This is a genomic window from Flavobacterium rhamnosi, assembly GCF_048286515.1.
Classification (GTDB): domain Bacteria; phylum Bacteroidota; class Bacteroidia; order Flavobacteriales; family Flavobacteriaceae; genus Flavobacterium.
Genome location: NZ_JBLVPS010000002.1, coordinates 35,946 through 59,447 on the forward strand (window position 1 = coordinate 35,946; position 23,502 = coordinate 59,447).

General features: G+C 31.1%; 20 protein-coding genes and 2 pseudogenes. All 22 read right to left on the reverse strand.

Features of this window, described 5'->3' with window-relative positions:
• Positions 1 to 6: 6 nt before the first annotated feature.
• Positions 7 to 798 carry a polysaccharide biosynthesis/export family protein gene (locus ACNQGN_RS01670; protein WP_417986147.1) on the reverse strand — a complete coding sequence of 264 codons (792 nt, stop codon included), beginning with the start codon at positions 796 to 798 and terminating at the stop codon, positions 7 to 9.
• A gap of 306 nt (positions 799 to 1,104) precedes the next feature.
• The gene (locus tag ACNQGN_RS01675) at positions 1,105 to 2,460 is read right to left on the reverse strand and encodes an undecaprenyl-phosphate glucose phosphotransferase (RefSeq protein WP_417986148.1); all 1,356 of its coding nucleotides are present in this window, start codon (positions 2,458 to 2,460) and stop codon (positions 1,105 to 1,107) included.
• 130 nt (positions 2,461 to 2,590) lie between these two features.
• Positions 2,591 to 3,346: a WecB/TagA/CpsF family glycosyltransferase gene (locus ACNQGN_RS01680; protein ID WP_417986149.1), complete on the reverse strand. Its 756-nt coding sequence runs from the start codon at positions 3,344 to 3,346 to the stop codon at positions 2,591 to 2,593.
• A gap of 172 nt (positions 3,347 to 3,518) precedes the next feature.
• Entirely contained in the window at positions 3,519 to 4,670 is a 1,152-nt protein-coding gene (locus ACNQGN_RS01685) for a glycosyltransferase family 4 protein (RefSeq protein ID WP_417986150.1), read from the reverse strand.
• Positions 4,667 to 5,590 (reverse strand): NAD-dependent epimerase/dehydratase family protein, encoded by a 924-nt coding sequence (locus ACNQGN_RS01690; RefSeq protein WP_417986151.1) that lies wholly within the window; start codon positions 5,588 to 5,590, stop codon positions 4,667 to 4,669. Before ACNQGN_RS01690 ends, ACNQGN_RS01685 begins: the two co-directional genes overlap by 4 nt.
• Positions 5,591 to 5,672: 82 nt before the next feature.
• Positions 5,673 to 5,825: pseudogene (locus ACNQGN_RS01695) on the reverse strand (LbetaH domain-containing protein); the annotation flags it as partial.
• Between the two features lie 412 nt (positions 5,826 to 6,237).
• Positions 6,238 to 6,399: pseudogene (locus tag ACNQGN_RS01700) on the reverse strand (DapH/DapD/GlmU-related protein); the annotation flags it as partial.
• A gap of 458 nt (positions 6,400 to 6,857) precedes the next feature.
• A complete protein-coding gene (locus ACNQGN_RS01705; RefSeq protein ID WP_417986152.1) occupies positions 6,858 to 7,778 on the reverse strand; it encodes a sugar transferase in 921 nt (306 codons plus the stop codon).
• 2 nt (positions 7,779 to 7,780) lie between these two features.
• The gene (locus ACNQGN_RS01710; protein WP_417986153.1) at positions 7,781 to 8,938 is read right to left on the reverse strand and encodes a glycosyltransferase; all 1,158 of its coding nucleotides are present in this window, start codon (positions 8,936 to 8,938) and stop codon (positions 7,781 to 7,783) included.
• A 13-nt stretch (positions 8,939 to 8,951) separates the two neighbouring features.
• Positions 8,952 to 9,902 carry a glycosyltransferase family 2 protein gene (locus tag ACNQGN_RS01715; protein ID WP_417986154.1) on the reverse strand — a complete coding sequence of 317 codons (951 nt, stop codon included), beginning with the start codon at positions 9,900 to 9,902 and terminating at the stop codon, positions 8,952 to 8,954.
• Positions 9,902 to 11,161: a hypothetical protein gene (locus ACNQGN_RS01720; RefSeq protein ID WP_417986155.1), complete on the reverse strand. Its 1,260-nt coding sequence runs from the start codon at positions 11,159 to 11,161 to the stop codon at positions 9,902 to 9,904. The genes ACNQGN_RS01715 and ACNQGN_RS01720 overlap by 1 nt, the downstream gene beginning before the upstream one ends.
• 144 nt (positions 11,162 to 11,305) lie before the next feature.
• A complete protein-coding gene (locus ACNQGN_RS01725; protein WP_417986156.1) occupies positions 11,306 to 12,757 on the reverse strand; it encodes an oligosaccharide flippase family protein in 1,452 nt (483 codons plus the stop codon).
• 10 nt (positions 12,758 to 12,767) lie between these two features.
• Positions 12,768 to 13,616 carry an alpha-1,2-fucosyltransferase gene (locus ACNQGN_RS01730; RefSeq protein WP_417986157.1) on the reverse strand — a complete coding sequence of 283 codons (849 nt, stop codon included), beginning with the start codon at positions 13,614 to 13,616 and terminating at the stop codon, positions 12,768 to 12,770.
• On the reverse strand, positions 13,613 to 14,551 hold the full coding sequence (locus tag ACNQGN_RS01735; protein WP_417986158.1) for a glycosyltransferase family 2 protein: 939 nt from the start codon (positions 14,549 to 14,551) through the stop codon (positions 13,613 to 13,615). Before ACNQGN_RS01735 ends, ACNQGN_RS01730 begins: the two co-directional genes overlap by 4 nt.
• The gene (locus ACNQGN_RS01740) at positions 14,536 to 15,408 is read right to left on the reverse strand and encodes an alpha-1,2-fucosyltransferase (RefSeq protein ID WP_417986159.1); all 873 of its coding nucleotides are present in this window, start codon (positions 15,406 to 15,408) and stop codon (positions 14,536 to 14,538) included. Before ACNQGN_RS01740 ends, ACNQGN_RS01735 begins: the two co-directional genes overlap by 16 nt.
• A gap of 173 nt (positions 15,409 to 15,581) precedes the next feature.
• Positions 15,582 to 16,706, reverse strand: a complete 1,125-nt coding sequence (gene gmd, locus ACNQGN_RS01745; protein WP_417986160.1) for a GDP-mannose 4,6-dehydratase — start codon at positions 16,704 to 16,706, stop codon at positions 15,582 to 15,584.
• A 53-nt stretch (positions 16,707 to 16,759) separates the two neighbouring features.
• The gene (locus ACNQGN_RS01750) at positions 16,760 to 17,710 is read right to left on the reverse strand and encodes a GDP-L-fucose synthase family protein (protein ID WP_417986161.1); all 951 of its coding nucleotides are present in this window, start codon (positions 17,708 to 17,710) and stop codon (positions 16,760 to 16,762) included.
• A gap of 6 nt (positions 17,711 to 17,716) precedes the next feature.
• Positions 17,717 to 18,724 (reverse strand): mannose-1-phosphate guanylyltransferase, encoded by a 1,008-nt coding sequence (locus ACNQGN_RS01755; RefSeq protein WP_417986162.1) that lies wholly within the window; start codon positions 18,722 to 18,724, stop codon positions 17,717 to 17,719.
• A gap of 48 nt (positions 18,725 to 18,772) precedes the next feature.
• Positions 18,773 to 20,056: a nucleotide sugar dehydrogenase gene (locus tag ACNQGN_RS01760; protein ID WP_417986163.1), complete on the reverse strand. Its 1,284-nt coding sequence runs from the start codon at positions 20,054 to 20,056 to the stop codon at positions 18,773 to 18,775.
• Positions 20,057 to 20,457: 401 nt separating this feature from the next.
• Positions 20,458 to 20,922 (reverse strand): UpxY family transcription antiterminator, encoded by a 465-nt coding sequence (locus ACNQGN_RS01765; RefSeq protein ID WP_417986164.1) that lies wholly within the window; start codon positions 20,920 to 20,922, stop codon positions 20,458 to 20,460.
• Positions 20,923 to 21,048: 126 nt separating this feature from the next.
• Positions 21,049 to 22,440, reverse strand: coding sequence for a UDP-glucose 6-dehydrogenase (locus ACNQGN_RS01770; protein WP_417986165.1), 1,392 nt, complete (start codon positions 22,438 to 22,440; stop codon positions 21,049 to 21,051).
• 65 nt (positions 22,441 to 22,505) lie between these two features.
• Entirely contained in the window at positions 22,506 to 23,489 is a 984-nt protein-coding gene (locus ACNQGN_RS01775) for an SDR family oxidoreductase (RefSeq protein ID WP_417986166.1), read from the reverse strand.
• Between the last annotated feature and the right edge of the window lie 13 nt (positions 23,490 to 23,502).

Sequence of the window (23,502 nt, forward strand, 5' to 3'; positions counted from 1 at the left end):
AATAATTTATTTTGCGGTAGTAATAATCAATGTAATTAAAGTTATCAATAAAGAAGAGATAGATATAATCACTCCTGTATTGGGACCGATTGCCGCTCCGTTTATTTTATTTTTATTTGGCTCAACATAAACCACATCATTTTGCGCTAAATAATAAAAAGGAGAGTGGATAAAATCCGATTTAGTTATATCTACACGATTATATGATTTGACACCGTCGATTTCTCGGATGATCAAAATATTATTTCGCTTGCCATAGATGGTCAAATCCTTTGCCATTGTAAGTCCTTCAATCAATGTAATTCTTTCAGAAGCCACAGTATAAGTGCCTGGCAAATTAACTTCTCCCTGCACCGACACTTTAAAATTCATGATACGAAGATTAATAATTGGTTTTTTTATATAAACAGCGATTTTATCTTGCAACATTTTAAGCACTTGAGAGCGGGTTAAGCCACTTATTTTTAATTTTCCTAAAATTGGAAACTCAATAAATCCCTCTGCACCTACTAAATACAACTGCGTTGACTGCTGACCAACAATATCTGGTCTGGCGGCACTAGCCACAAAAGATGTTGTCAGGTTAAAAGGGATTGCAATTTCTGGATCTTCGGCTGAAACGACGACCATCAACAAATCATCCGGTTGAATTTTAATTTCATACGAATTCGACTTTTCCTGAGAAGCTATACGATCAATATCCTGATAGTAAACCAAATCTGCTCTGGAAGCACAAGAAAAAAACAACATTGCAAAAAACAATGGAATTGTTTTCTTAAGTAAAAATAAGTATTTCATAGGATTCTAATTATAAAAGCAGCAAATATAGGTATTAAAGTTGTATTAAGAATTAAAATGGTTACAACTCATAAACGCTCAAATTGTAAATAGACTTTATTAAATCTATTATTACCATCTTTCTAAAATAATTAAATAAAAAAGACAATATAAAATGACTTGCCCGTCATAAAAATCAACTATATAAAAACCAAGTTTTGTTTTTTTAACTCTCGTGAGCAAGGGCAAAAATGAAAATTTATAAAACGTCTTGGTACGCTTGCACAAATTTTTACATAAAGTTCAGAAAAATTTAAATAATAGTAATTAGTACGCATTTTCCTCTCCTTTGAATACATTGAAAACCGTTCGGTAAATAATTTTCAAATCCAACAACAAACTCCAATTTTCAATATACCAAATATCATAATCCACGCGATCTTTCATATCAATAAGTTCCTTGGTTTCACCTCGAAAACCATTGACTTGGGCCCAACCTGTAATTCCCGGTTTCGCATAATGTCTTACCAGATAGTTGTTAATCAATTCCGAATATTGTTCGGTATGCATCAGCATATGCGGCCGCGGACCGACCACCGACATATTCCCCCAAAATACATTTAAAAACTGCGGCAATTCGTCCATATTTGTCCTGCGTAGGATTTCACCCAATTTAGTTACCCGTTCATCTCCTAAAGTAGCCTGCTTCTGATCTGCTACTGCATTGACACGCATTGTTCGAAATTTTAAACAACCAAATTCTCTATTGTCTCTTCCTGAACGTTCTTGCTTAAAAAAGACAGGTCCAGGAGAATCCAACTTGATTAGGATCATTAGGATCGGAAAAAGCCAAGGAAAAATCAAAACAATAACGAGGAAGGAAAAACAAACATCAAATGCTTTTTTGGCAAGAAGATTGAAGGTGATCTCCAAGGGTTCTTTCCTCAGCATTAATACCGGAGTATTCTCGTAAAAACTAATTTCGACCTTTCGGGACTTAGTGTACAACTGAAAATCAGGAATGAATTTAATGCGCACCATATAACGCTCACAAAGTTCCGTCAGCTGATTGATAATTTTGACATTGTCAATATGGAGTGCAACATACATTTCGTCCACATTTTCATTAATGATATAATTTGGAATGGCATCGAATCCACCTAATAATGGAGAAGAGATAAAAGCAAAAGGATCCACATTGTCATCAAAAAAACCCAACACACGATAACCATAGGTAAGATCTTTAGATAGTATCTTGCGCATTTGCTCTCCTGTATCATTTGCCCCTACTATAATTACGTTCTTAAAATTATAGCCTTGAGATCGAATATACTTCAAGCCTTTCATAAAAAGCACCCGGGATACAAAAAGGAATATAAAAAATATCAGATAAAAATACAATAAACGCAAACGAGAAATTTCAGAATATTTTAAAACAACTACAAATAAAACAATCAATGCAACATGGAAAGCAATCATCCGGATTGTACGCATCAGTATAGTTTCAATTCGTTCAATCCGGATAATCCTGAAGGAATCCTTGTAAAGCAATAATACAATCCAAAAAAGATTGGACAATAAGGAAATGGTGCGTACTTCCTTCAAATCTAACCGATCCAAACTATCATATCGGCTTAAAAACGAAAGAATAATAGCTGTATTCAATAAAACAATGTCCCACATAAGAAAACACAGTTTAAAATAACGCGAAAAACGGTAAGCGGCAAGTTCTTTTAAAAGTGACATATTATAGAATAACGAGTTTAATGTATTTATATGTTTATTTGAAAGTTTAATTAAGAAACCTAATAAATTAAAAATCAGACATGGGTTTTAAAATATTTTTCAATTTTTCAGCTACGAGCAACTTAATAAAAATAGGTCCATAATAAAGGTATCTTTTCCACATTCGTCTGGGTTCTTTTACCAAACGGATAAACCATTCCAATCGTAATTGTATCCAAAATGAGTGCGGACGAATTATGGTACCAGCGTAAAAATCAAATACCGCACCAATTGAACAAATAATTTTGGCATCTAATTGTTCTTTGTGCTCAAAGCTCCACTTTTCCTGTTTGGGTGCAGTCATTCCAATAAACAACACATCGGGTTGAAAGGCATTGACTACCTCAACCATTTTCTTATTTTCAATTCCTGAGAACTCTGATTTGTATGGTGGTGAAAAAGTATGCACTTTTATATTCGGAAAATCTTTAGAAAGGCGTGCCGTAATTTTCAGTAAAGTACTTTCTGAAGAACCCAAATAGAAACAACTACCTCCTTTTTTATTCAAATCAGTTAAAAGATACTGATGAATATCAGCCCCTGCAATTTTTTTTATTTCTTGGTTATTCAATAATTTAACAGCTGCCACAATAGCCATACCGTCCGGTAATAAAATATCAGAATGTTGCAAGGCTTTTTTGAAAACAGAATCTTTTTCTGCAATACAGAAAGAATATTGATTAATCGTGTTGATAAGCGTTTGGCCATCAGCTCCAAATTCCGACAAATCACCACTGTAGATGGAGTAGTTCAATAATGGAACAGAGGATATGGATTTAGTCATTGTTTTAATTACTTATATTTTTTAGATGCATTTTATAAATTACACATATTTGCTATTATCAAAAAATTGAAATAGAACTTGCTTGTCACTTTTTATAATATTTCGTAAGTTAATTATTCCGATATTGCAAGAACATTAAAACAAAATCAGACATTCTTTTTTACCGCAAAACTCAATTTGTAATATCTATTAAAAGGCTCTGGTATTCCGAACCAAACACTTTAGTCCTTTTGGCAAGATCATTGTGTATTAAATCGCAATTTACATTTATTTTGTTATTCCAATATTTTAAAATGATTTGGGATAATAATTCAGCATCATCATAGTCAAAAAATTCTGCTAGTCCAGCTGCTTGTTCCTTATGTACTGGTATATTTGATAATATCATTGGTTTACACATACTTTTTGCTTCTTCCACTGAAGAACTCCAACCTTCAAAATAAGAAGGATTAATTACTGCCGTACAATGATGCATCAATAATTTGACATCATCGTATGGAATAAGTCCAAGGAATCTTATGTTTTTTTTTAGACCATTAACTTCAACAAAATCCTTCAAAGAATTAATATACTTTTCATTTCTATTGTCCATAAGGAGACCACTACAAAGCAACAAAACAGAAGGATCGTTATCTTTCAATAATTTGATAGATTCAAATGCAACTTTATGATTTTTGTGTGCCCAAAATTGATTCGGTAAAAACAAATATTCGCCATCGAAATTATATTTAGACTCTAAATAAGAAATTGGTTTTATCTTGAAAACTTTTGTCTGAGAAACAAAATGAATAACACTAGCTTTTTCAACATATTTTGCAGCAAACTTTTTATAGTCATTATAAGCATCATAACTACTTAGAATTATCCTATCACTATATTTTGCCATATTATGCAACCGATAATCCCTTACCAATAAATTTAACTTAGAAAACATGTGAGGCAATCTTAAATGTTGAAAATCAGGTATCCAATTAACAGACAAACATTTCAAATCAGATCCATATATAAAAGAATGACTAAATACCTGAATATCATTTTCTCTTATTAAAGTATTAATTATAGGATTAATTTTAAAAACATCCCGCAAGATAAAATCCACAAACCATTGAAAGCTAAATCTATCAAATACAGAAGCCTGTTTAATAATTGCTAAGCCTTCAAATTCTGATAATAATTTTTTATCAACTTTATATCCTACAAATAATATAGGTTGTATTTTTTCTTCATTGGATTGACTAATTGCAAACATCAAATTTTTGAGATAATTAATCCCGCCCATCCATGATGTCTTCCCGCCAATAATTGTAAAACCTACCTTTATCATATCATCAATTTATACCAGTTAACATATTTTTTTAATCCTTCATCTATTTCCAATGTATGGACCCATCCAGTTTCTAATACTTTTTCAGTAGAACCTAAATAAAATTGAGGATCACCTTCTTTATGCTGTTGATTAAACTCTATTTCTATTTCATTCTTTCCTAATAAATCTCTCAACATAAAAAGAATATCTTTAACAGTTGTTCTAACTCCAAATGAACCATTGTAAATTTGCGATTGTGAATTGTCAAGATTTGCTAACTGCAGCACTAAAGTAGCAACATCATATACATGCAACCAATCTCTTGTTTCATTTCCTGTTCCAAAAAAAACCACTCTTTCATTTGCATTCATTATTTTGTTACAGGCTTCCCATAATAGTTGCTTTTTCAGTCCTTCTCCATAAATAGAAAACAAACGGACGATTGAAACTTTTAATCCGAAACAATGAGCATAAGACTTACATATATTTTCCGAGGCAAGTTTATGGAAACCGTATGGCGAAACAGGATTAGTTGTATCGGATTCTTTGATTGGCAAATCTTCTTTTGAACCATACACCGCAGCAGTTGATAAATAAATCAACGATGAAGAAGGGGAATATAATCTTATAAACTCTAGTAATTCAAGCGTAGAATTAACAGTTTTATGATAATCCAAGTATGGTTCTGCAATTGATATCCCTACTGTACTTCCTCCAGCACAATGTACAATAGTATCTCCTTTTCGAGAAATTTTTTTTAGATTTTCTAAACTAAGCGACTCCTGATACCATTCGTCAAAATCATGTCTGTCTATAGAATCTTTAGCAATAAATCCATGCCCAATCCCAATAACGTAATATTTTTTTTGCTTAAATATTTTTGCAATATTACTTCCAATGAAGCCTAATCCACCCGTAATAATAACCGTTTTAATCATGAAAATAAGGTAATTTATATATTAAGTATTTAAACATATATTTTTTTATCTAAACATACTCCAACTAACTACTTCATAGGTCCTTTATAATTCTTGCAGGTATACCCCCAACAAGAGTATATGGAAGTACGTCTTTAGTAACAATACTGCCAGCTGCAATTACAGCACCCTCACCAATAGTGACACCTTTTAATATTTTCACATCAAACCCTATCCAAACTTTATTGTGTATTTTCACCTTTTTAATTAAAACATTAGACCAGTCCTTCTTACCCACTAATGCATTCAAAACATCCATTTTTCTTTCTGAAAACACTACACTATGTGAAATATGATCTACAATCGTACAGCCCCAAGATATTAGTACATCATCCCCAATATCGATTTCATCTGCACAAATAATTTTTGACCCACCTATAAAAGTTCTACTGCCAATAAAAATTTTAGCATTATCCTTATCAAAATAAAAACTTGCTTCAATGATTGACTGATCTCCTATCGATATAAAACAGTTTTTTTTATAAATAAATTTATTAAAAGCAATTCTAGAATCTCTTCCAATTAATAATTTATTTTTATAAATCTGCTTAATATAAATAGCATAAATTTTCTTTATATTATCTTTTATCATTTCTTAAAACAATTAATCAATTAACGTATTTAATAACTTTAGCAGGATTCCCACCTACTAAAGCAAATGGAGGCACATCTTTTGTTACTACACTACCTGCGGCAACAATAGCACCTTCACCAATAGTAACTCCTTTGAGAATAATACTATTAAAATTGATCCACACATGATTTCCGATCTTTATAGGAGCTGTATTTATATTAACTTCTTTATTGGTGTGTCCCTCATTAATAATCCTCAAATATCCATATGCCCGTTCCTGATGATTCAGTTCATGGGAATTTGTATCAACAATATGCACATTGTCTGAAATAAGCACATCATTACCTATAGTAATTTTATTGCCAGACCAAATCTTTGTATATTCACCTACAAAACACCTTTCTCCAATTTCAATTTCTCCTCCATAACCAAAGAGGTGTAGCTCTCCGTATATTTGGGTTTGATTGCCAATTCTTATTTTATTTCTATCATTCTGCAAATTGTAAATCCGCACATTTTTATAAAATATAACCTTTCCATATGAAGTAACCTTTTTATATAAAAAAATGCTAAATATTCTCCTTAAATAATATTTCATTCTCCTTTTCAAATCCATTTTAATGGTCTATTAAATTTTCTGATGTAAAAACTATTCTATTCTTTTAAAAAAATTGAATTTATTTTTTCTGCAATAATTGAGTATAAAATTACAAGCTTTCGATATTTTAAAATTTTTACCATTTTTTTTCTATCCGACAACCTTTCCTTAATTAATTCAGGAAAATTAAAATAATATTTTAAATTCTTAATTTTATCCTCGCTAACTCTATAATTTTTATAATTTTCACCTGAACCATCCTGCCCGATTTGACTAATTAAAGAATCTGAAGGAAAAAGTGTTAATCCCTTTTCTCTAAAAATACACCAGTACCACATAATTCCCCATGATTTAACATGCCCATTATTTCTATCATGAAGCATTTTATAGTAATTATAAGTATTATCATAATTAAATCTTTTTTTTAAGATTTTATCTCTATCCAAAACATTAAAGTCCGATGATTTTTTATCATAATACGCCCATCTATCAGACCAAGTAGACCAGCCCCAGGTACTTGGCAACTCAAGGAAATAAGTTTTATTTATGACATCATCATTCTTACTCGATTTAAGAAATGAATATCCTGTGATGGCAAAAACCTCTTTATTCTTTTTATAAAACTCTAACGCATCATTGGAAAATTCCAAAAATTGAGGATGTGTAACCAAGTCATCCTCCAAAACAATAATTTTCCCAAAACGATTCACTATGTCAGTCACCCCTTCTTTAATAGACCTAACTAATCCAAAATTCTCTTCACGTTCAATGATAGTAATATTTTTAAACCCGCCGATTGTTTTAATAAAACATCTAACATCTTTAACTGCCGAACATGATTTATCATCCTTAGGCGCATCTGAAAAAATAATCAAATCGCTATCTTTTGCAAGATTATTTAACTGTAGAGCTTCAACTGTCCTGCGAGTATGGAAAGGTCTGTTATAAACAAAAAGAACGATAGGGGCAATGTCCATGGCTAGCTAATTTTCTTAGGGAGGTTATTTACTTGATTATTTGTCGAAGATATTGCTTTTTCAAATTCAAGTAAATTTTGATTTTGTAGTAGAAATTTTGAAATAAGATTTCGTTGTTTTAAAACACTATCAATATTTCCTATAACAAACACATTCGGATTATCTTTCAATCCTAACTCATTAACACTAGTAATTTTATCAGAAACAATTAATTTATTATAGAAGGAAAAACCCTCAATTGGAGCAATACCAAAAGTTTCTTTATAAGATAACTGGACATAAATATTGGATTTTATCAATTCATTGTACAATTCTGTTTTTTTTAATTCTGGAATAATTGTGATATTTTTCTCAAAACCATTCATGACGGTAAGCTCATTTATTCTATCAATAAAAACTCCTTTTCCAATAATTTTCCAAGACCATTCTATACCAAGTACATTAGCTATTTTCATTATCTCAAAAGTCTCTTCATATCCTTTTTGCGCTATCAAGTTCGCAACGGTAATGAACTTAATAGTTGAATATTGTTTAACATAAATCTGTTGATTAATGAAAAACTTAGGATAATCCATCCTTATTATAGGCCGAGAGAAAACTATATCCTTATTCAAGGAAAATAATTTTTCAAATTTTTCTTTAGAAATTATACTGTTTGACCATATTTCAGAAAAAAAATTGATTTTTTGTAAACAAAAATACCTAGTAATTTTATTAAACATTGACCAATCTGAATGTTCTTTTAAAATTATCTTTTGATTTGGAAATTGTCGCTTAATCCAACTTATATTCAAACCTGTATGTAACATAGAATGTACAATAATACCGTCAAATTTTTGATTTTTAAACTTTGACGATTTATGTAGAAAAAGATCTTCTTTAAAAACCAAAGGCTTTATCAGCGAAAAATATGGTATTAATTCAATGTTTATTGAACTTTTAATGGCAATTTCAATTTCAGCAATTTGCTTATTAATTTTTTGATATTGTTGACAAGGTTTAAGTAATTGTTTTCTTTCAAATGTTATTCTATATAGAATTATCATTTTTATTTCTAATCCTTTATCTGAAAGAAATAAGTAATCATCATAAGCAAAAACACCTGATCTTTTAAAACTTTCAGTTGGAAAAGAATCTGTAATTAATAATATCTCTTTCAATTTTTGATGATTTTTAAATTTTCAAACCTCTTGATTTCTTCCATATGATGATTAATGAAATAGGCATGACAGTCAGTAATAAATTAAACCAAGTGATTTTGTTAAATAGATCATAACGAAGTGAAGAACATAAATTTTTAAATGCTTTTTTTCTATTAAAATTATATTCCAGATAAATCTTACCTAGCCTCAGATAATAATTCGCAAGCTTTTGATTAAGTGTTAATCTTTCTGAAATACTTTCCAAAATCTTGACATCCTTGTCATCAACTTTATCAGTAGATATTATTTTATTGCATATTTCATTAAAAATAGTACCCGTTTTTTTACTTCTATTAGAGATCCCAGTCGGAACAATTCTGTATTTTATCAAGGCTATACCCATATTATGCAACTTCCCAAGTCTTGCCATTTTATTCCACAATATGCGATCCTCAAAATAGTGCTTTATTTCTTCATTATAGCCTTTACATTCCTCGAAACTTTTTTTTTGAAACATAGTTGAACTATGAAAAAAGGGACTTAATGGTAAAGTCAAAGCCATTTGTTCATTAGTTGTTGGAAACTTTGATGTGTAAAGATATTCTCCTTTTATATCTATAAATTCAGCATTTGAACCTACAACTACATAATCCGGATTGCTTTCTAAAAAAGAAACTTGAAGATCAAGTCTGTTTGTCATCGCAAAATCATCAGCATCCATACGAGCAATATACTTTCCACTTGCCATCGCAACCCCATTATTTAGTGCCTTTGCAAGACCTGTGTTTTTCTGATCTAAAACCACAATTCTCTCATCACTATATGACTTAATAATTTCTAAACTTGAGTCAGTTGAACCATCATTGATGATAATGAATTCAAAGTTTTCATACGTTTGATTAAGAATACTATCAATACTTTCTTTAAGATAAGCTTCGGTATTATATACCGACATTACAACAGATATATGTGGTGTTGCCATTATTTTTTTTGAATTAATTTTAAAGTGTACACATGTGAGTAAAGAATCATAAAGAAAATTACATAAATTATTATGGAAGCAAAAAACCTAATTCCGCTAACCTTCCATTCTTGGAAAAGAAGTCCTATAAGAAATGATATAAATAGTATTATTTCTGTTTTTTGGGCGTCATTTTTGCTGTTCAACACAAATTTAACAAGTCTGGAAAATAAGTAAATTAACAGCATAAGCAATGGCATAATTCCAATAATACCATATTTTGTATACAGCGCTAAAAATATATTGTGACTTACCAAACTTTCTTTATATAGATAAAAAAAGAAGAAAGAACCATTCCCAATAAAAGGGGTGCTATTTATAAATTCGGGCAAATAGGATAAAACATTCCTATTGGACGTTTCTTCAATACTTGCTCCGCTATTATACAAATCAATAGCAAACAACAATCTTTCAAAAACCACAAGATCTTTAAGAATAAAATAATACAATCCAAAAAAAAGAAACAAAAGTACACCTATCATCTTTATTGCTTTAAATTTGTTTCTAATAAACAAAAGATTAAAAAAGAATATTAACAATAGAACAATGACAAGTACAACAAAAAATGACCTTGTACCAGAAAATGAACCGATAACTATTGATGAAATAATTCCTGAAACTCCAAGAATTTTATTTTCAGAATGCAAGATTAACATTAATGACGCAAATATTACGATAATTGAATAATCAACTATTAGCTCATAGTCGCCAATTAAACCTGCATTCCTAACAATATCAGTCAATCCTTTATCGCCTTCGTCCATTATAGTTGCGGAGCCAATTAAAAAATCAGGAATAAGATTAGCATAACCATAATTTGTTATTAAAACCGTAAAAAGATGAAAAAAAACGGAAAAAACAAAAGCTTTTAGTAGAAGAAATCTTTTAGCGGGGTTAAAAAAAACAGGTTCACTTATCTTGATAAACGCAGCTACAGTTAACAAATACAATGTAACATTTATTATTTGTACAATATTAGATTCCCTATCCGGAGATAATTTTGTGTCGTCAAGGTTTAATAAACCCAAAATTAAACCATAGATAGCTATCCCAATTATAACAAAATATACTTTACGGGGAATCATACTCAATCTTTTTTTACCCACCTTGAATTGATCCAAAAAAAAGACAACCCAAATCAAGATTCCAGAAATACCAATATGAATACCAAAAGATGCTAAAGGATTTGCAACGAAGCTAGAAAGAAATACAATTAACATTATTGAATAAGTATTCTTCCTACTATTTTCCCAATGTATAATCAATATTAAAAAAAGTAAAATAACAATATATTTCATTTATGCATTCTATTAATAATAGCGACTTAAAAAGCTTAAATTTTATGAAATAAAAGACAGCTTATTTTAATTATCCCTTTTGGAAAATAATTTTCCTTTAACTTTTGATAAAATTAAAACTTTTTCCTTTTTCTTTAAAGTTAAGACAAACAATGGAATCAATAAAAGCGCCTCAATTAATTTTAAATAAAAAGATTCGAATTTTAATAATGACGGTAGAATTATTAGCAAAATACTAAAACCAAAAATAAAATAATTTGAAGTTTCGATTGACAAGCCTTTAAACCTTTTTAAAAAATAAAATTCTACTAGAATCGCAAGAAAACTAGCTATTAACAAGCTGAATGGTATAGAGGTAAAACCTATCAGTTTCATTAAAGCTATAGGAACTATTAACCAACAAATTATATTTATTATAGATGCAACTAAATGTAACTTGAACAAAGACATTCCCAAAACTATAGCTTGAAAAATTAACTCAACGGAAATTAAAAATTGCGCAAGAACAAATAACAACATAAATTTATCCAATTCAACAAAAGAGGAAGCAAATAAAATTTTAATCAAATTTCGAGAAAAAATAACAGTAATTATCGATATAAATGCATTACTTAAAATCGTAAATCGCAAATAATCATTTACTTGAATATTCCTGTCGTCTATATTCATATCTGCAGACATAGAAGGCAACATCATAAATGTTGTTGACCTATTTAAAATACCCATATAATTCATTACCGATTGTGATGCTTGAAAATAACCGACATAAAGTATATTTAAATTAATAGTTGTAATAATTCGCTGATAATATTGCGTTATGGAAGATATTATGGACAAAAATATATTAAGCTTTCCAAAAACAAGCATTTTACTAATTAAATTTGTGTCTTTGAGATCAATCCTAAATCTATACCATATTTGCTTGTTCAAAAAATATACAATATAAATAATATGAACGATTGAAGAAAGTACAAAACTTATGATAAAACCAATCAAATCAAAATACACCACCATTAATATCGTTATCAAAATTTCTATAAATGATGTTACAACTCGATATCTTACTGTGGCCGAAACATCTAACAACCCTTGCAAGAGGCTATTAAATATAGTTTTTAATGCATATCCAAGACAAGACCATGAAAATATGATATAATAATCTGAAACTATTTTACCATTAAAAAAAGTTTCGATTATATATTCTCTAAAAATTAATGATATTAATATTAATAATAATGTAATTAAAAAAGTTAAAATCAGCGTTATATTTATTACATTATTGATTGAGTCGTAATCTTGATTTGATTTATACTCGGCTATATACTTTACAACCATAGCGCACATCCATGAAGCACTAATTACCATTAAAATAGCAAAAAAACTATTCAATAAACCATAAACACCGAGACCTGCCGGACCGATTTTAACCGCGACTATTTTTATTCGCAAAATTGCCAATCCCATTAAAAAAACTTCAGTCAAAGTGAGAATAATTGAACTTTTAATTATTTTTTGCATATATGCTTTTTTAAATAATAATCCAATCTGATGGAAAAAGATCTATGATTGAATGATTTGCCTTATTAAACCAATTTTTCGGCGCTATAATTTTCTTTTCAGAACACTTAGATAACCATGCAGCCCACCATCCGTAAGTAGAGTTTGGTATAATAAAATGTTTGCAAAAACTCATTAAAATAAAATACTGAATATATTTATCGTCTTTTGAGAAATGTTTTACGATAACGCTATTATTTATATCATTAAAATTTTCATAACACCATTCAAGATCATCAGAAAATATAAAAAAGAAAGCATCTTCTACTTTTTGCTTCATTATTTCTATAGCTTTCAAATAATAGTCTTCGCTACAGTAACCATGATATGAACTGAAAACTGGATTTGTAACTAATTCTGCTCTTCTAACAAAAAGACAAACTGAATTTTTATTTTTTATTTCAATTTCATATTTAAAAAAATCATCTGGACTAATAATCTTTTTTAGATTAATTTTATCTAATAAAATATTTTTTATTGATGAAAAATATTTTTCTGATTGCCAAAATCCATCCAAATACAAATTCCCTTTTTGTCTCAATATACCCTCATCAAATCTAAACTCTTTTTCAGCAACAATTTTCTTCTGATTTAGTAATCCAAAGATTGATTTTTTTTTAAATAAATCTATTTCTGATTGACTAGCAATCTCAATATTCGATATAATTTCATCTAATGAATATTTTCTAAACTCAGTAGCTAATTCATATCGACTTGTATCAATCTTAAGAGGCATATTATTGATTATTGATAGGTTTAATCCCAAGCTATACTGAAAAAGTTGGTTACCTAAGCCACCCGTTAATTGAGTAATAATCATTTTATTATTTTTTTAATAATTTTTAATGGTATAAGAAAAGCATCGTCTATTCTGAAATGATATCTTAATAATTTATAATAATATTTTAATACAACATTAAAATTCCTACTACCTAACGAATATCCAATTATTTTTTTATAATATTGATATTGCCTTACAGTACTATTAGGGCTATTTTTCTGATCTATATCTGCTTTCATATCATAAACTTTAATTTCTGCAATTGCCTCATCAATTGTAGAAACTGTTTTGAATTTATTCAAAAGTAGTTTTACATCTTTTGATAATGGTACATTGGTCGCTCCTTTTACAGTCAATCTCCATGTATACAATGGTTCTTGGATTACATGAAAATCAGTTAGGTAAGAGAGTTTATTCCATAGTAACAAATCTTCTATTCTTTTACACCACGAATCATAACCTCCGCATTCTATTAAAAATTCTTTCCTAATAACTACACTTCCATGATGAAACCAAAATAACGGTAATTTTTTTTTAATCTCTTTATCATTTTCTGGTAAGGCAGTCGTTGTTATATATTCATTTTCTTCTGTAATATATTTTGCTATAGTTCCTAATACCCCAATATTTGGATTATTTTCTAAAAATTCAAGTTGTATTTTAAATCTATCCTTATGGCTTAAATCATCATCATCCATTCTTGCAATATATTTACCTTTCGCAATTTGTATCCCCTTATTTAATGAAGCAGCAAGACCAATATTTATATCATTTTTTAAATATACTACACGTGGATCTTTATAACTTAAAATGATTTTTTCGCTATCATCAAAAGATCCATCATTTATAATAATAAATTCAAAATTATTATAAGATTGATTTAGTATAGAATCAATAGCTTGATGAAGAAACCTTTCACCATTCCAAACTGACATCAAAACAGAAATTTTTAGCTCACTTAAAGTATTACCCATTCCTTAGGAATTATATTATTTTTCTTGCTTTTATCTTTAAACCAGTATTTAGGTGCAATACAAATTTTATCAGGATTATTGTTAAGCCACGCCCCCCACCAACTAAAGGAACTATTCGCAATTACATTATGTTTGCACAAACTCATTAAATAAATATCTTCAAAAGATTTATTAGGTTTAACAAAATAGGTTTCTGTTTTAAAATTCAAATTACTTTCGCACCATTGAATATCATCTGAAAATACAAATACTTTACAATTAGGATGTGTATTTTTAATTAATTCTAATGCATTCAAATAATAATCTACATTTTGAACATAATAAAGATTCGAATAACGATTTACATAATCTCCTCTTCTTATATGCAAACTAACTGATTCACCCTCTTTAATTTTGTTAGATATTTTAATGACTACATCCGAAATTTCATTTTTAGGAGAAAAATCTTTCAGTAACTGATCCCTTATTTCTTTAAAATAGAGTTCCGTTTGCCAATAACCTATTAAATATTTATTATTAATATTACCATCAATATTTAATATTTTCTCATCATATAATAAGTTTTTCTCACATACGACAGACCTTAGATGATAAGGAATAATTTTTTTGAATATTTTTAAGAACTTATTTTTATTTTGTCGAGTAAAAAAAACCTCATCATCTGAACTAATTTTTTCTATAATATTGAAATTATTTAATTCATAATTTCGAATTGTACTCTCCAAATGCTCATTTGTTCCAATCAAGTCTGAAATATCCAACTTCAAAGTTGTTCCCTTTTTTATTGCTAGATGACGTCCTAAAGCATATTGAAACATTTGATTGCCTAATCCACCCTTTAGCCTTGTAGTTATCATTTTTATAATATTTTAAAGACACAGTTGTTTTCATTACAACTTATTCCTTGCTAATTTTAGTTTACAATATATTGAACAAAAAAATTTATTTAACAATCTAACAAATATTAAACAGAATGATATTTATTATAACTTAGAAGTAAAAACTCTTTAGATTTAAGTCAATTTATAATCTACTCAAAATAATTCAACGTTTTATATCCACCATCTTTTAAGTATTGATCTTTTTGCATCAATTTTAAATCACTTTGCATCATGTCTTTTACCAAGGCTGGCAAATCATATTTACATTCCCATCCTAGTTTAGTCTGTGCTTTGGTAGGATCGCCTATTAACAAATCGACTTCAGTTGGTCTGAAATACTTAGGGTCAACTGCAAGTACTTCTTTTCCTATTTCCAATTGGAATTCAGGATTAGTACAGGCTTTCACATATCCTTTTTCGTCAGCACCTTCACCTTTAAATTCTAATTCAACCCCTACTTCAGCAAAACTCATACGCACAAAATCACGTACTGGTGTAGTTTTTCCGGTTGCAATTACCCAGTCCTCTGCTTCATCAGCCTGCAAAATCATCCACATCATGCGTACATAATCTTTGGCATGACCCCAGTCTCTTTTAGCATCTAGGTTTCCTAAGTATAATTTATCTTGTAACCCCAAAGCAATTCTAGAAGTCGCTCTTGTGATTTTACGCGTCACAAAGGTTTCGCCACGAATAGGAGATTCATGATTGAATAAAATACCATTACAGGCATACATTCCGTACGCTTCTCTATAATTTACCGTAATCCAAAACGCATACATTTTTGCAACAGCATATGGAGAACGAGGGTAAAATGGTGTTGTTTCTGATTGTGGTACTTCTTGTACTTTACCATACAATTCAGAAGTGGAAGCTTGATAAATACGTGTCTTTTTTTCTAAGCCTAATAAACGAACCGCATCAAGAATACGCAAAGTCCCCAATCCGTCAGCATTCCCTGTATATTCAGGCGTTTCAAATGAAACAGCTACATGGCTCATGGCTGCCAAATTATAGATTTCATCGGGTTGGATTTCTTGGATCAAACGAATTAAGTTAGTACCATCCGTCATATCACCATAATGTAAAAAGAAATTACGGTGGTCTACATGTGGATCTTGGTATAAATGGTCAATCCTATCGGTATTAAATAAAGAAGAACGTCTTTTTAATCCATGTACAATGTATCCTTTTCTTAATAAAAATTCACTTAGGTATGCCCCATCTTGTCCTGTTACTCCTGTTATAAATGCTATTTTGGGTTGTATGCTCATATTATTCGTGTTTTGTTATTCGTGTTTTGTTATTTCGTTGTTCGCTTAACGATTTACATTTTAACTTTTTTTATGTTTCCTATATTTTCCAAAAACCAATCGTAAGTTTTCTTTATGCCTTCTTGAAGGTTCACCTGATGTTTCCATCCTAAATCATGCATTTTGGATATATCCATTAGTTTTCTTGGGGTACCATCAGGCTTGGTAGTATCCCAAATGATTTCTCCCTTATGCCCTGTAATTTTTTGAATCGTTTCGGCCAAATGCTTTATCGTCAAATCCTCACCCGTACCCACATTATACAAAAAGTCCGGCAATTTGTTTTCTAAAGCAAATACTACTGATTGAGCCATGTCATCCACAAAAAGAAACTCTCTCATTGGCGTACCACTTCCCCATAGGGTAACGGGAGCATGATTATTTTCTTTTGCTTCATGAAATTTTCGCATCATAGCCGGTAAAACATGAGACGTATTTAAATCGAAATTATCATATGTACCATATAGATTCGTTGGCATCAGGCTAACATAATCTTTTCCAAATTGTTTCCTGATTGCTTCACACGCTTTTACTCCAGTGATTTTTGCAACAGCGTACCATTCATTAGTAGGCTCCAAAATACCAGTGAGCAAATAGTCTTCTTTTAAGGGTTGGGGTGCTAATTTAGGATAGATGCAAGAACTTCCCAGAAAAATAAACTTTTCAACACCGGATTGCAGTGCCGAATCGATTAAATTGTTTTGAATTTGCATATTCTCCATGATAAACTGATACGGATAATTGTTGTTAGCTAATATCCCCCCAACTCTTGCAGCAGCATCAATAATTACTTCCGGATTTTCAGAAGCTATAAAGTCCTTAACATCCTGCTGATTTCTAAGATCCAATTCACTACTGGAAACGCCCAATAAATTAGTGTATCCTTTAGTAGATAACGCTCTCCAGATAGCACTTCCTACCATACCATTATGTCCTGCAATATAAATTTTTGTGTCTTTATTCATGTTTTTTTAATTCAACAAATCTGGATTTTGTTTCTCCAATTGGTTATATATATTCTTTACGTCCTGAGAACTGTCTTTATGCAAAATTAAATTAGCATTATCTGTACAAACGAAAATGGTGTTTTTCAAACCAACAAAAGCAGTATAATTGTTAGTCCCTATTACCATGTTTCCGTTTTTATCAACGGGGTGTCCTGTTGAAACAAGATAATCATAAACCGATTCAAAAGAACCCAAATCAGACCAAATAAATGTAGACGAAACTACTTTTATTTTCTTACTTCTTTCCATAACTGCATAATCAATGCTAATAGAAGGTATTTCTAATGAAAGATCTAAATCTAAATTACCTTCCTTGTTTTGTTCCCAAGCTATTTTTGATTTTTCGTAAACTTCCGGATGAAAAGATTTTAATTCTTCCAATAAAACACCTGCTTTAAAACAAAACATACCACTGTTCCAAAGAAAATTTCCTTTGGCAATAAAATCGGTAGCAGTAACTTGATTGGGTTTTTCCCGAAAAGAAAGTACATTATCCCCTTTTCGTTCGATATAACCATAGCCCGTTTCCGGTTTGGTGGGAATAATTCCAAAAGTTACGATATAGCCTTTGGAAGCTTTTTCAACTGCTTCATTAATTGCTGCTTCATAATTTTCCATTTCATCAATAATATGATCGGATGGTGTAACAATTAAAATATCTTCCGGATCAGATGCAAAAGCAGCAAAAGCAATTGCGGCAGCCGTATTTCTTGGTGTTGATTCAATTATATCTAAATAAGGTGTATTCGATTTTTCCATCACCATTCTACTGAGATGGCAATTGTCAATATTACCCACTACCATAATTTTATTCGCTACATTACGATTGCGCTCCACCGTCATTTCAAACAAAGACTTACCATCAAATAAATCAAGATATTGTTTGGGCTGACTTTTTCGTGATAAAGGCCATAATCTGCTACCTACTCCTCCGGTAAGAATGACGTGTGTAATTGAAGGTTTATTTTCCATGCTTTCCTTTTAAATCTTTCCTATATATGCTTTTATATTCTATACTTCTTATAATCTCCCATCAACTTCATCCCCTAAAATTCCTTTAACATCGTACAATAAACTAATGTCATTTTGCAATTTGGAGATGTCGATAGTCAAAAATTGATGATGAGCTACTCCTAATACTACCGCGTCAAATTTCTGATCGGGTAATACATTAGTGGTTATTAAACCATATTCTTGTTTGACCTCAGACGGGTTCGCTAAAGGATCGTAAATGGTTACTGTAATTCCATAATCAGTTAAAGCGGCAATCACATCCACAATTTTCGTATTGCGAACATCAGGACAATTTTCTTTAAAAGTAATTCCAAGCATTAAGAGCGTTGCGCCATTAACTGAAATCCCTTTTTTTATCATCAGCTTTACCACTTGGGAAGCTACATAATCACCCATACTATCGTTCAGTCGGCGTCCTGCCAAAATAATTTCGGGATGGTATCCAAATTCTTGTGCACGTTGTGCTAAATAATATGGATCTACTCCTATACAATGCCCTCCAACCAATCCTGGTTTAAAAGGCAGAAAATTCCATTTTGTTTTTGCAGCTTCTAAAACAGCATTGGTATCAATATTCATCAGATTGAATATTTTAGCCAATTCATTTACAAAAGCAATGTTGATATCCCGTTGTGAGTTTTCAATGACTTTCGCGGCTTCTGCAACTTTTATAGAAGGTGCCAAGTGTGTTCCGGCGGTAATAACCGATTTGTATAATTCATTAACTTTCTGCCCAATCTCAGGAGTGGATCCAGAAGTCACTTTTAAAATTTTCTCTACGGTATGTTCTTTGTCTCCGGGATTAATTCTTTCAGGTGAATAACCTGCAAAAAAATCAACATTGAATTGTAATCCGGAAACTTTTTCTAATACAGGTACGCATTCCTCTTCTGTAACACCAGGGTAGACTGTAGATTCATATATGACGATATCGCCTTTTTTTAAAACCTTTCCAATAGTTTCGCTGGACTTATATAAAGGAGTTAAATCAGGACGATTATTCTTATCCACCGGCGTGGGAACCGTTACGATGTAATAATTACAGTCCGCTATATCCGCTAAAATCGTAGTACAATACAAACCAATAGCATCACTGGAGGTATCGAGCAGTACCTTCTGTAATACTGTATCTTCCACTTCAAATGTAGTATCAGTTCCTGATCGCAAGGAAGCAACTCTGGACTGATTGATATCGAATCCAACAACGGCATGTTTGGTGGCAAATAACCTTGCTAATGGCAACCCTACATAACCCAAACCAATCACTGCTATTTTTATGGTTGCACTCATTTTTTAAAACAATATTAATTAACTTTTGTTAACTATAATACACCGCTTCGCGATTCAAACTCACAGAAATGAGCTGAAATCGAAATAATTTAAGCTGGCAAATATAGTTACATTACACCACTTTTTTGACTAATTCCTACTAATTGAATGTTAAAAATCATCTACTAAATCATAAACTACTGTAAGTCAGTACTTAATAAATCGACCTGCTGAGACGAATTACCTACTATTCATCAATACTTAATTCATTTAAAAAAGGATTTGACCCACTAAAAAATAATTTCACAAAAAAAAACAGCATTTGTACTATCGATTACAAATACTGCTTTATATATTTTTAGATAGATATGTTACGGAGGTAATTAAATTCCACCTGGTAAAAAATATCCTCAAGGTGTCATTTACTTAAACTTCATTTTCAAAACACATCCTAATGATTCCAAAACAAGAACATAATGGTTGTTATTTACCTCTTGAATAGTTGCCGTCTGAGATGAAAATGGGCCTGATTCTAGTTCTATTGTATCGCCAACCTGAAATGGAACCACCGAAACTTCACAACTATCAGGTCCATCAAGTCCTTTTTTAATGATGCTAATTTCTTCATCCCGCACAATCGCAGGCTTACCTAACCAAAACAAATAACGCACTGCTCCCGCTGACTGAAATACTAAATTCCTGTCGGAGTCTTGCAACTGAACAAAAACATAGGAATTAAAAAGGGGTACTTCTACCTTTTTTTTTCGATCAGACCATTGACGCACTACAGTAATCAAAGGACAATAACATTCTATTCCGAACTTTTTTAATTGTTCCGCTACTTTTTTCTCCCATTTTGGTTTTGTGTAAACTACATACCAATTCATCTTGCGTGTTGTATTGAAATAAAAATATAACTCCTTATTTATTTGTGTATTCTACTGTTTTATAAAAGCACTTAATAACAATATACATCCTTAAAAGATAACGTTTATTGTTATTAAATCAATTATTTAAGAACCTATGCCCTGATAAACAAAACCAATTGCTTCTAAAGCTGGTCCATTAAGTATGTTTCTTCCGTCAAAGACAAAAGCTGGTTTTTGCATGGAGTCGTATATTTTCTGCCAATCATACGCAGCGAATTCATCCCACTCGGTAAGTATCGCTATAGCATGTGCGCCTGCACAGGCTTCATAAGGATCATCAAAAGATACGATACTATCTGCATTAGTAGAAGCAGATCTTGTTTCCAAATAATCCAAATCAGCAAGAACTTTCCTTCTGGATACTTTAGGGTCATAAACGGCAATTTTAGCATGTTCATTTATCAAATCATTGGCCACATAAATAGCCGCTGACTCTCTGGTATCGTTAGTGTCTTTTTTGAAAGCCCAACCCAAGAAAGTGATTTTTTTATCAGAAACAGTATTGTATAGTGTCTGAACAATATTATTAGAAAAACGTCTTTTCTGATGGTCATTCATTATAATGACTTGTTCCCAATAATCGGCTACTTCGTATAATCCATAGGATTTTGCGATGTAAACCAAATTCAAAATGTCTTTTTGAAAACAAGAACCACCAAATCCAACAGATGCTTTCAGGAATTTTGATCCTATCCTGCTATCCATTCCTATTGCTCTTGCCACCTCATTGACATCAGCCCCTGTTTTTTCACAAAGCTCTGACATTGCATTAATAGAAGAAATTCGTTGCGCCAAAAATGCATTGGCTGTCAATTTTGATAATTCCGATGACCATACATTAGTGGTCAATATTTTAGTGGGCGTAACCCAGTTCGAATAAACAGCAACAAGCGCTTGTATCGCTTTTTGTCCTTCTTCTGAAGGATCTCCACCGATTAGTATTCTGTCTGGATTCAATAAATCCTGAACAGCAGTTCCTTCAGCCAAAAACTCTGGATTGGAAAGAATTTGAAACTGAACACCATTTCCGGTATTGTCTAGAATGCTTTTTATTGCTTCAGCAGTTCGTACCGGAAGTGTTGATTTTTCAACTACAATTTTGTTGTCTTTTGCTACCCTGGCAATTTGCCTGGCACACAATTCAATGTATTTTAAATCCGCTGCCATACCTTTCCCTTTTCCATAGGTTTTAGTAGGTGTATTTACTGATATAAAAATAATTTGTGCTTCGTCAATTGCTTTTTCCACATCGGTTGAGAAAAAAAGATTTCTTCCTCTTGCTTCGCTAACAATTTTATCTAATCCCGGTTCGTAAATGGGAATATTTTCAATATTTTCATCATTCCAAGCCGCAATGCGTTCTTCATTTAAGTCGACTACTGTAACTTGTATTTTTGGGCATTTTTGAGCAATAACAGCCATAGTGGGCCCTCCAACATATCCAGCTCCGATGCAACAAATTTTTGTGATTTTCATTTTATAATTTTCAATTCGCAAATATACTTTATTTTATTATCCACCTTTTCCTCAAAAAAGGATTTCTATTTAAGATTATCCCAATACCAATTAACAGCTTCCTTCAGTCCTTCTTGCATGGAATACTTAGGATCATAGCCTAATAATGACTTGGCTTTATCAATACTTGCCAAAGAGTGTGGAATATCGCCAGCCCTGTTGGCCCCATATTCAACTTTAACAGAAGCAATCTTTGGATCGTATTTCGCCAAATATTCCTTCAAATAATCAAGTAGATTATTTAACGTATTTCTATCCCCATATGCCGTATTATAGACCGTGTTTACAGCATCTGGATTTTTTGTCAGCATGGCCAACTCATTCATTTGAATTACATTATCAATATAAGTAAAATCACGAGAATAGTTTCCGTCACCATTTATTTTTGGACTTTCCAATTGCATTAGTTGCATTACAAATTTTGGAATAACTGCTGCGTAAGCTCCATTAGGATCCTGCTTCCTTCCAAAAACATTAAAATATCGCAAGCCTATTGTCTCTAACCCATAGGTTCGGCTGAAAATTTCAGCATACAATTCGTTAACATACTTTGTTATCGCATAAGGAGACAGTGGTTTTCCAATCACTTCTTCTACTTTTGGCAATCCAACTGAATCTCCATAAGTGGAGGAACTTGCTGCATAAACAAATCGTTTTACATTAGCATCACGAGAAGCCACCAGCATGTTTAAAAAACCCGAAACATTCACATCATTGGTCGTAACCGGGTCAATCAAAGAACGTGGTACGGAACCTAAAGCGGCCTGATGTAATACATAGTCCACTCCTTTTACCGCATTTTGACAATCTGTTGCATTCCGAATGTCCCCATCTATTACACGAAAATTCGGATTATTGATAAAGTCTTTTAAATTATGTCTGTACCCTGTCGCAAAATTATCCAAACAAACCACTTCGTGTCCTTTAGATAAAAAATATTCACAAAGATTGGAACCTATAAACCCTGCTCCGCCAGTAATTAATATGGTGTTTTTTGTTTCTTCTTTCATGTTTTTTTAATTT

Bases quoted from the DNA above. Each gene is read 5' to 3' on its own strand.
- ACNQGN_RS01670 (WP_417986147.1), bottom strand. From the start codon at position 798: ATGAAATACTTATTTTTACTTAAGAAAACAATTCCATTGTTTTTTGCA.
- ACNQGN_RS01675 (WP_417986148.1), bottom strand. From the start codon at position 2,460: ATGTGGGACATTGTTTTATTGAATACAGCTATTATTCTTTCGTTTTTA.
- ACNQGN_RS01680 (WP_417986149.1), bottom strand. From the start codon at position 3,346: ATGACTAAATCCATATCCTCTGTTCCATTATTGAACTACTCCATCTAC.
- ACNQGN_RS01685 (WP_417986150.1), bottom strand. From the start codon at position 4,670: ATGATAAAGGTAGGTTTTACAATTATTGGCGGGAAGACATCATGGATG.
- ACNQGN_RS01690 (WP_417986151.1), bottom strand. From the start codon at position 5,590: ATGATTAAAACGGTTATTATTACGGGTGGATTAGGCTTCATTGGAAGT.
- ACNQGN_RS01705 (WP_417986152.1), bottom strand. From the start codon at position 7,778: ATGGACATTGCCCCTATCGTTCTTTTTGTTTATAACAGACCTTTCCAT.
- ACNQGN_RS01715 (WP_417986154.1), bottom strand. From the start codon at position 9,902: ATGGCAACACCACATATATCTGTTGTAATGTCGGTATATAATACCGAA.
- ACNQGN_RS01720 (WP_417986155.1), bottom strand. From the start codon at position 11,161: ATGTTAATTGTATTTCTTTCTAGCTTCGTTGCAAATCCTTTAGCATCT.
- ACNQGN_RS01725 (WP_417986156.1), bottom strand. From the start codon at position 12,757: ATGCAAAAAATAATTAAAAGTTCAATTATTCTCACTTTGACTGAAGTT.
- ACNQGN_RS01730 (WP_417986157.1), bottom strand. From the start codon at position 13,616: ATGATTATTACTCAATTAACGGGTGGCTTAGGTAACCAACTTTTTCAG.
- ACNQGN_RS01735 (WP_417986158.1), bottom strand. From the start codon at position 14,551: ATGGGTAATACTTTAAGTGAGCTAAAAATTTCTGTTTTGATGTCAGTT.
- ACNQGN_RS01740 (WP_417986159.1), bottom strand. From the start codon at position 15,408: ATGATAACTACAAGGCTAAAGGGTGGATTAGGCAATCAAATGTTTCAA.
- gmd (WP_417986160.1), bottom strand. From the start codon at position 16,706: ATGAGCATACAACCCAAAATAGCATTTATAACAGGAGTAACAGGACAA.
- ACNQGN_RS01750 (WP_417986161.1), bottom strand. From the start codon at position 17,710: ATGAATAAAGACACAAAAATTTATATTGCAGGACATAATGGTATGGTA.
- ACNQGN_RS01755 (WP_417986162.1), bottom strand. From the start codon at position 18,724: ATGGAAAATAAACCTTCAATTACACACGTCATTCTTACCGGAGGAGTA.
- ACNQGN_RS01760 (WP_417986163.1), bottom strand. From the start codon at position 20,056: ATGAGTGCAACCATAAAAATAGCAGTGATTGGTTTGGGTTATGTAGGG.
- ACNQGN_RS01765 (WP_417986164.1), bottom strand. From the start codon at position 20,922: ATGAATTGGTATGTAGTTTACACAAAACCAAAATGGGAGAAAAAAGTA.
- ACNQGN_RS01770 (WP_417986165.1), bottom strand. From the start codon at position 22,440: ATGAAAATCACAAAAATTTGTTGCATCGGAGCTGGATATGTTGGAGGG.
- ACNQGN_RS01775 (WP_417986166.1), bottom strand. From the start codon at position 23,489: ATGAAAGAAGAAACAAAAAACACCATATTAATTACTGGCGGAGCAGGG.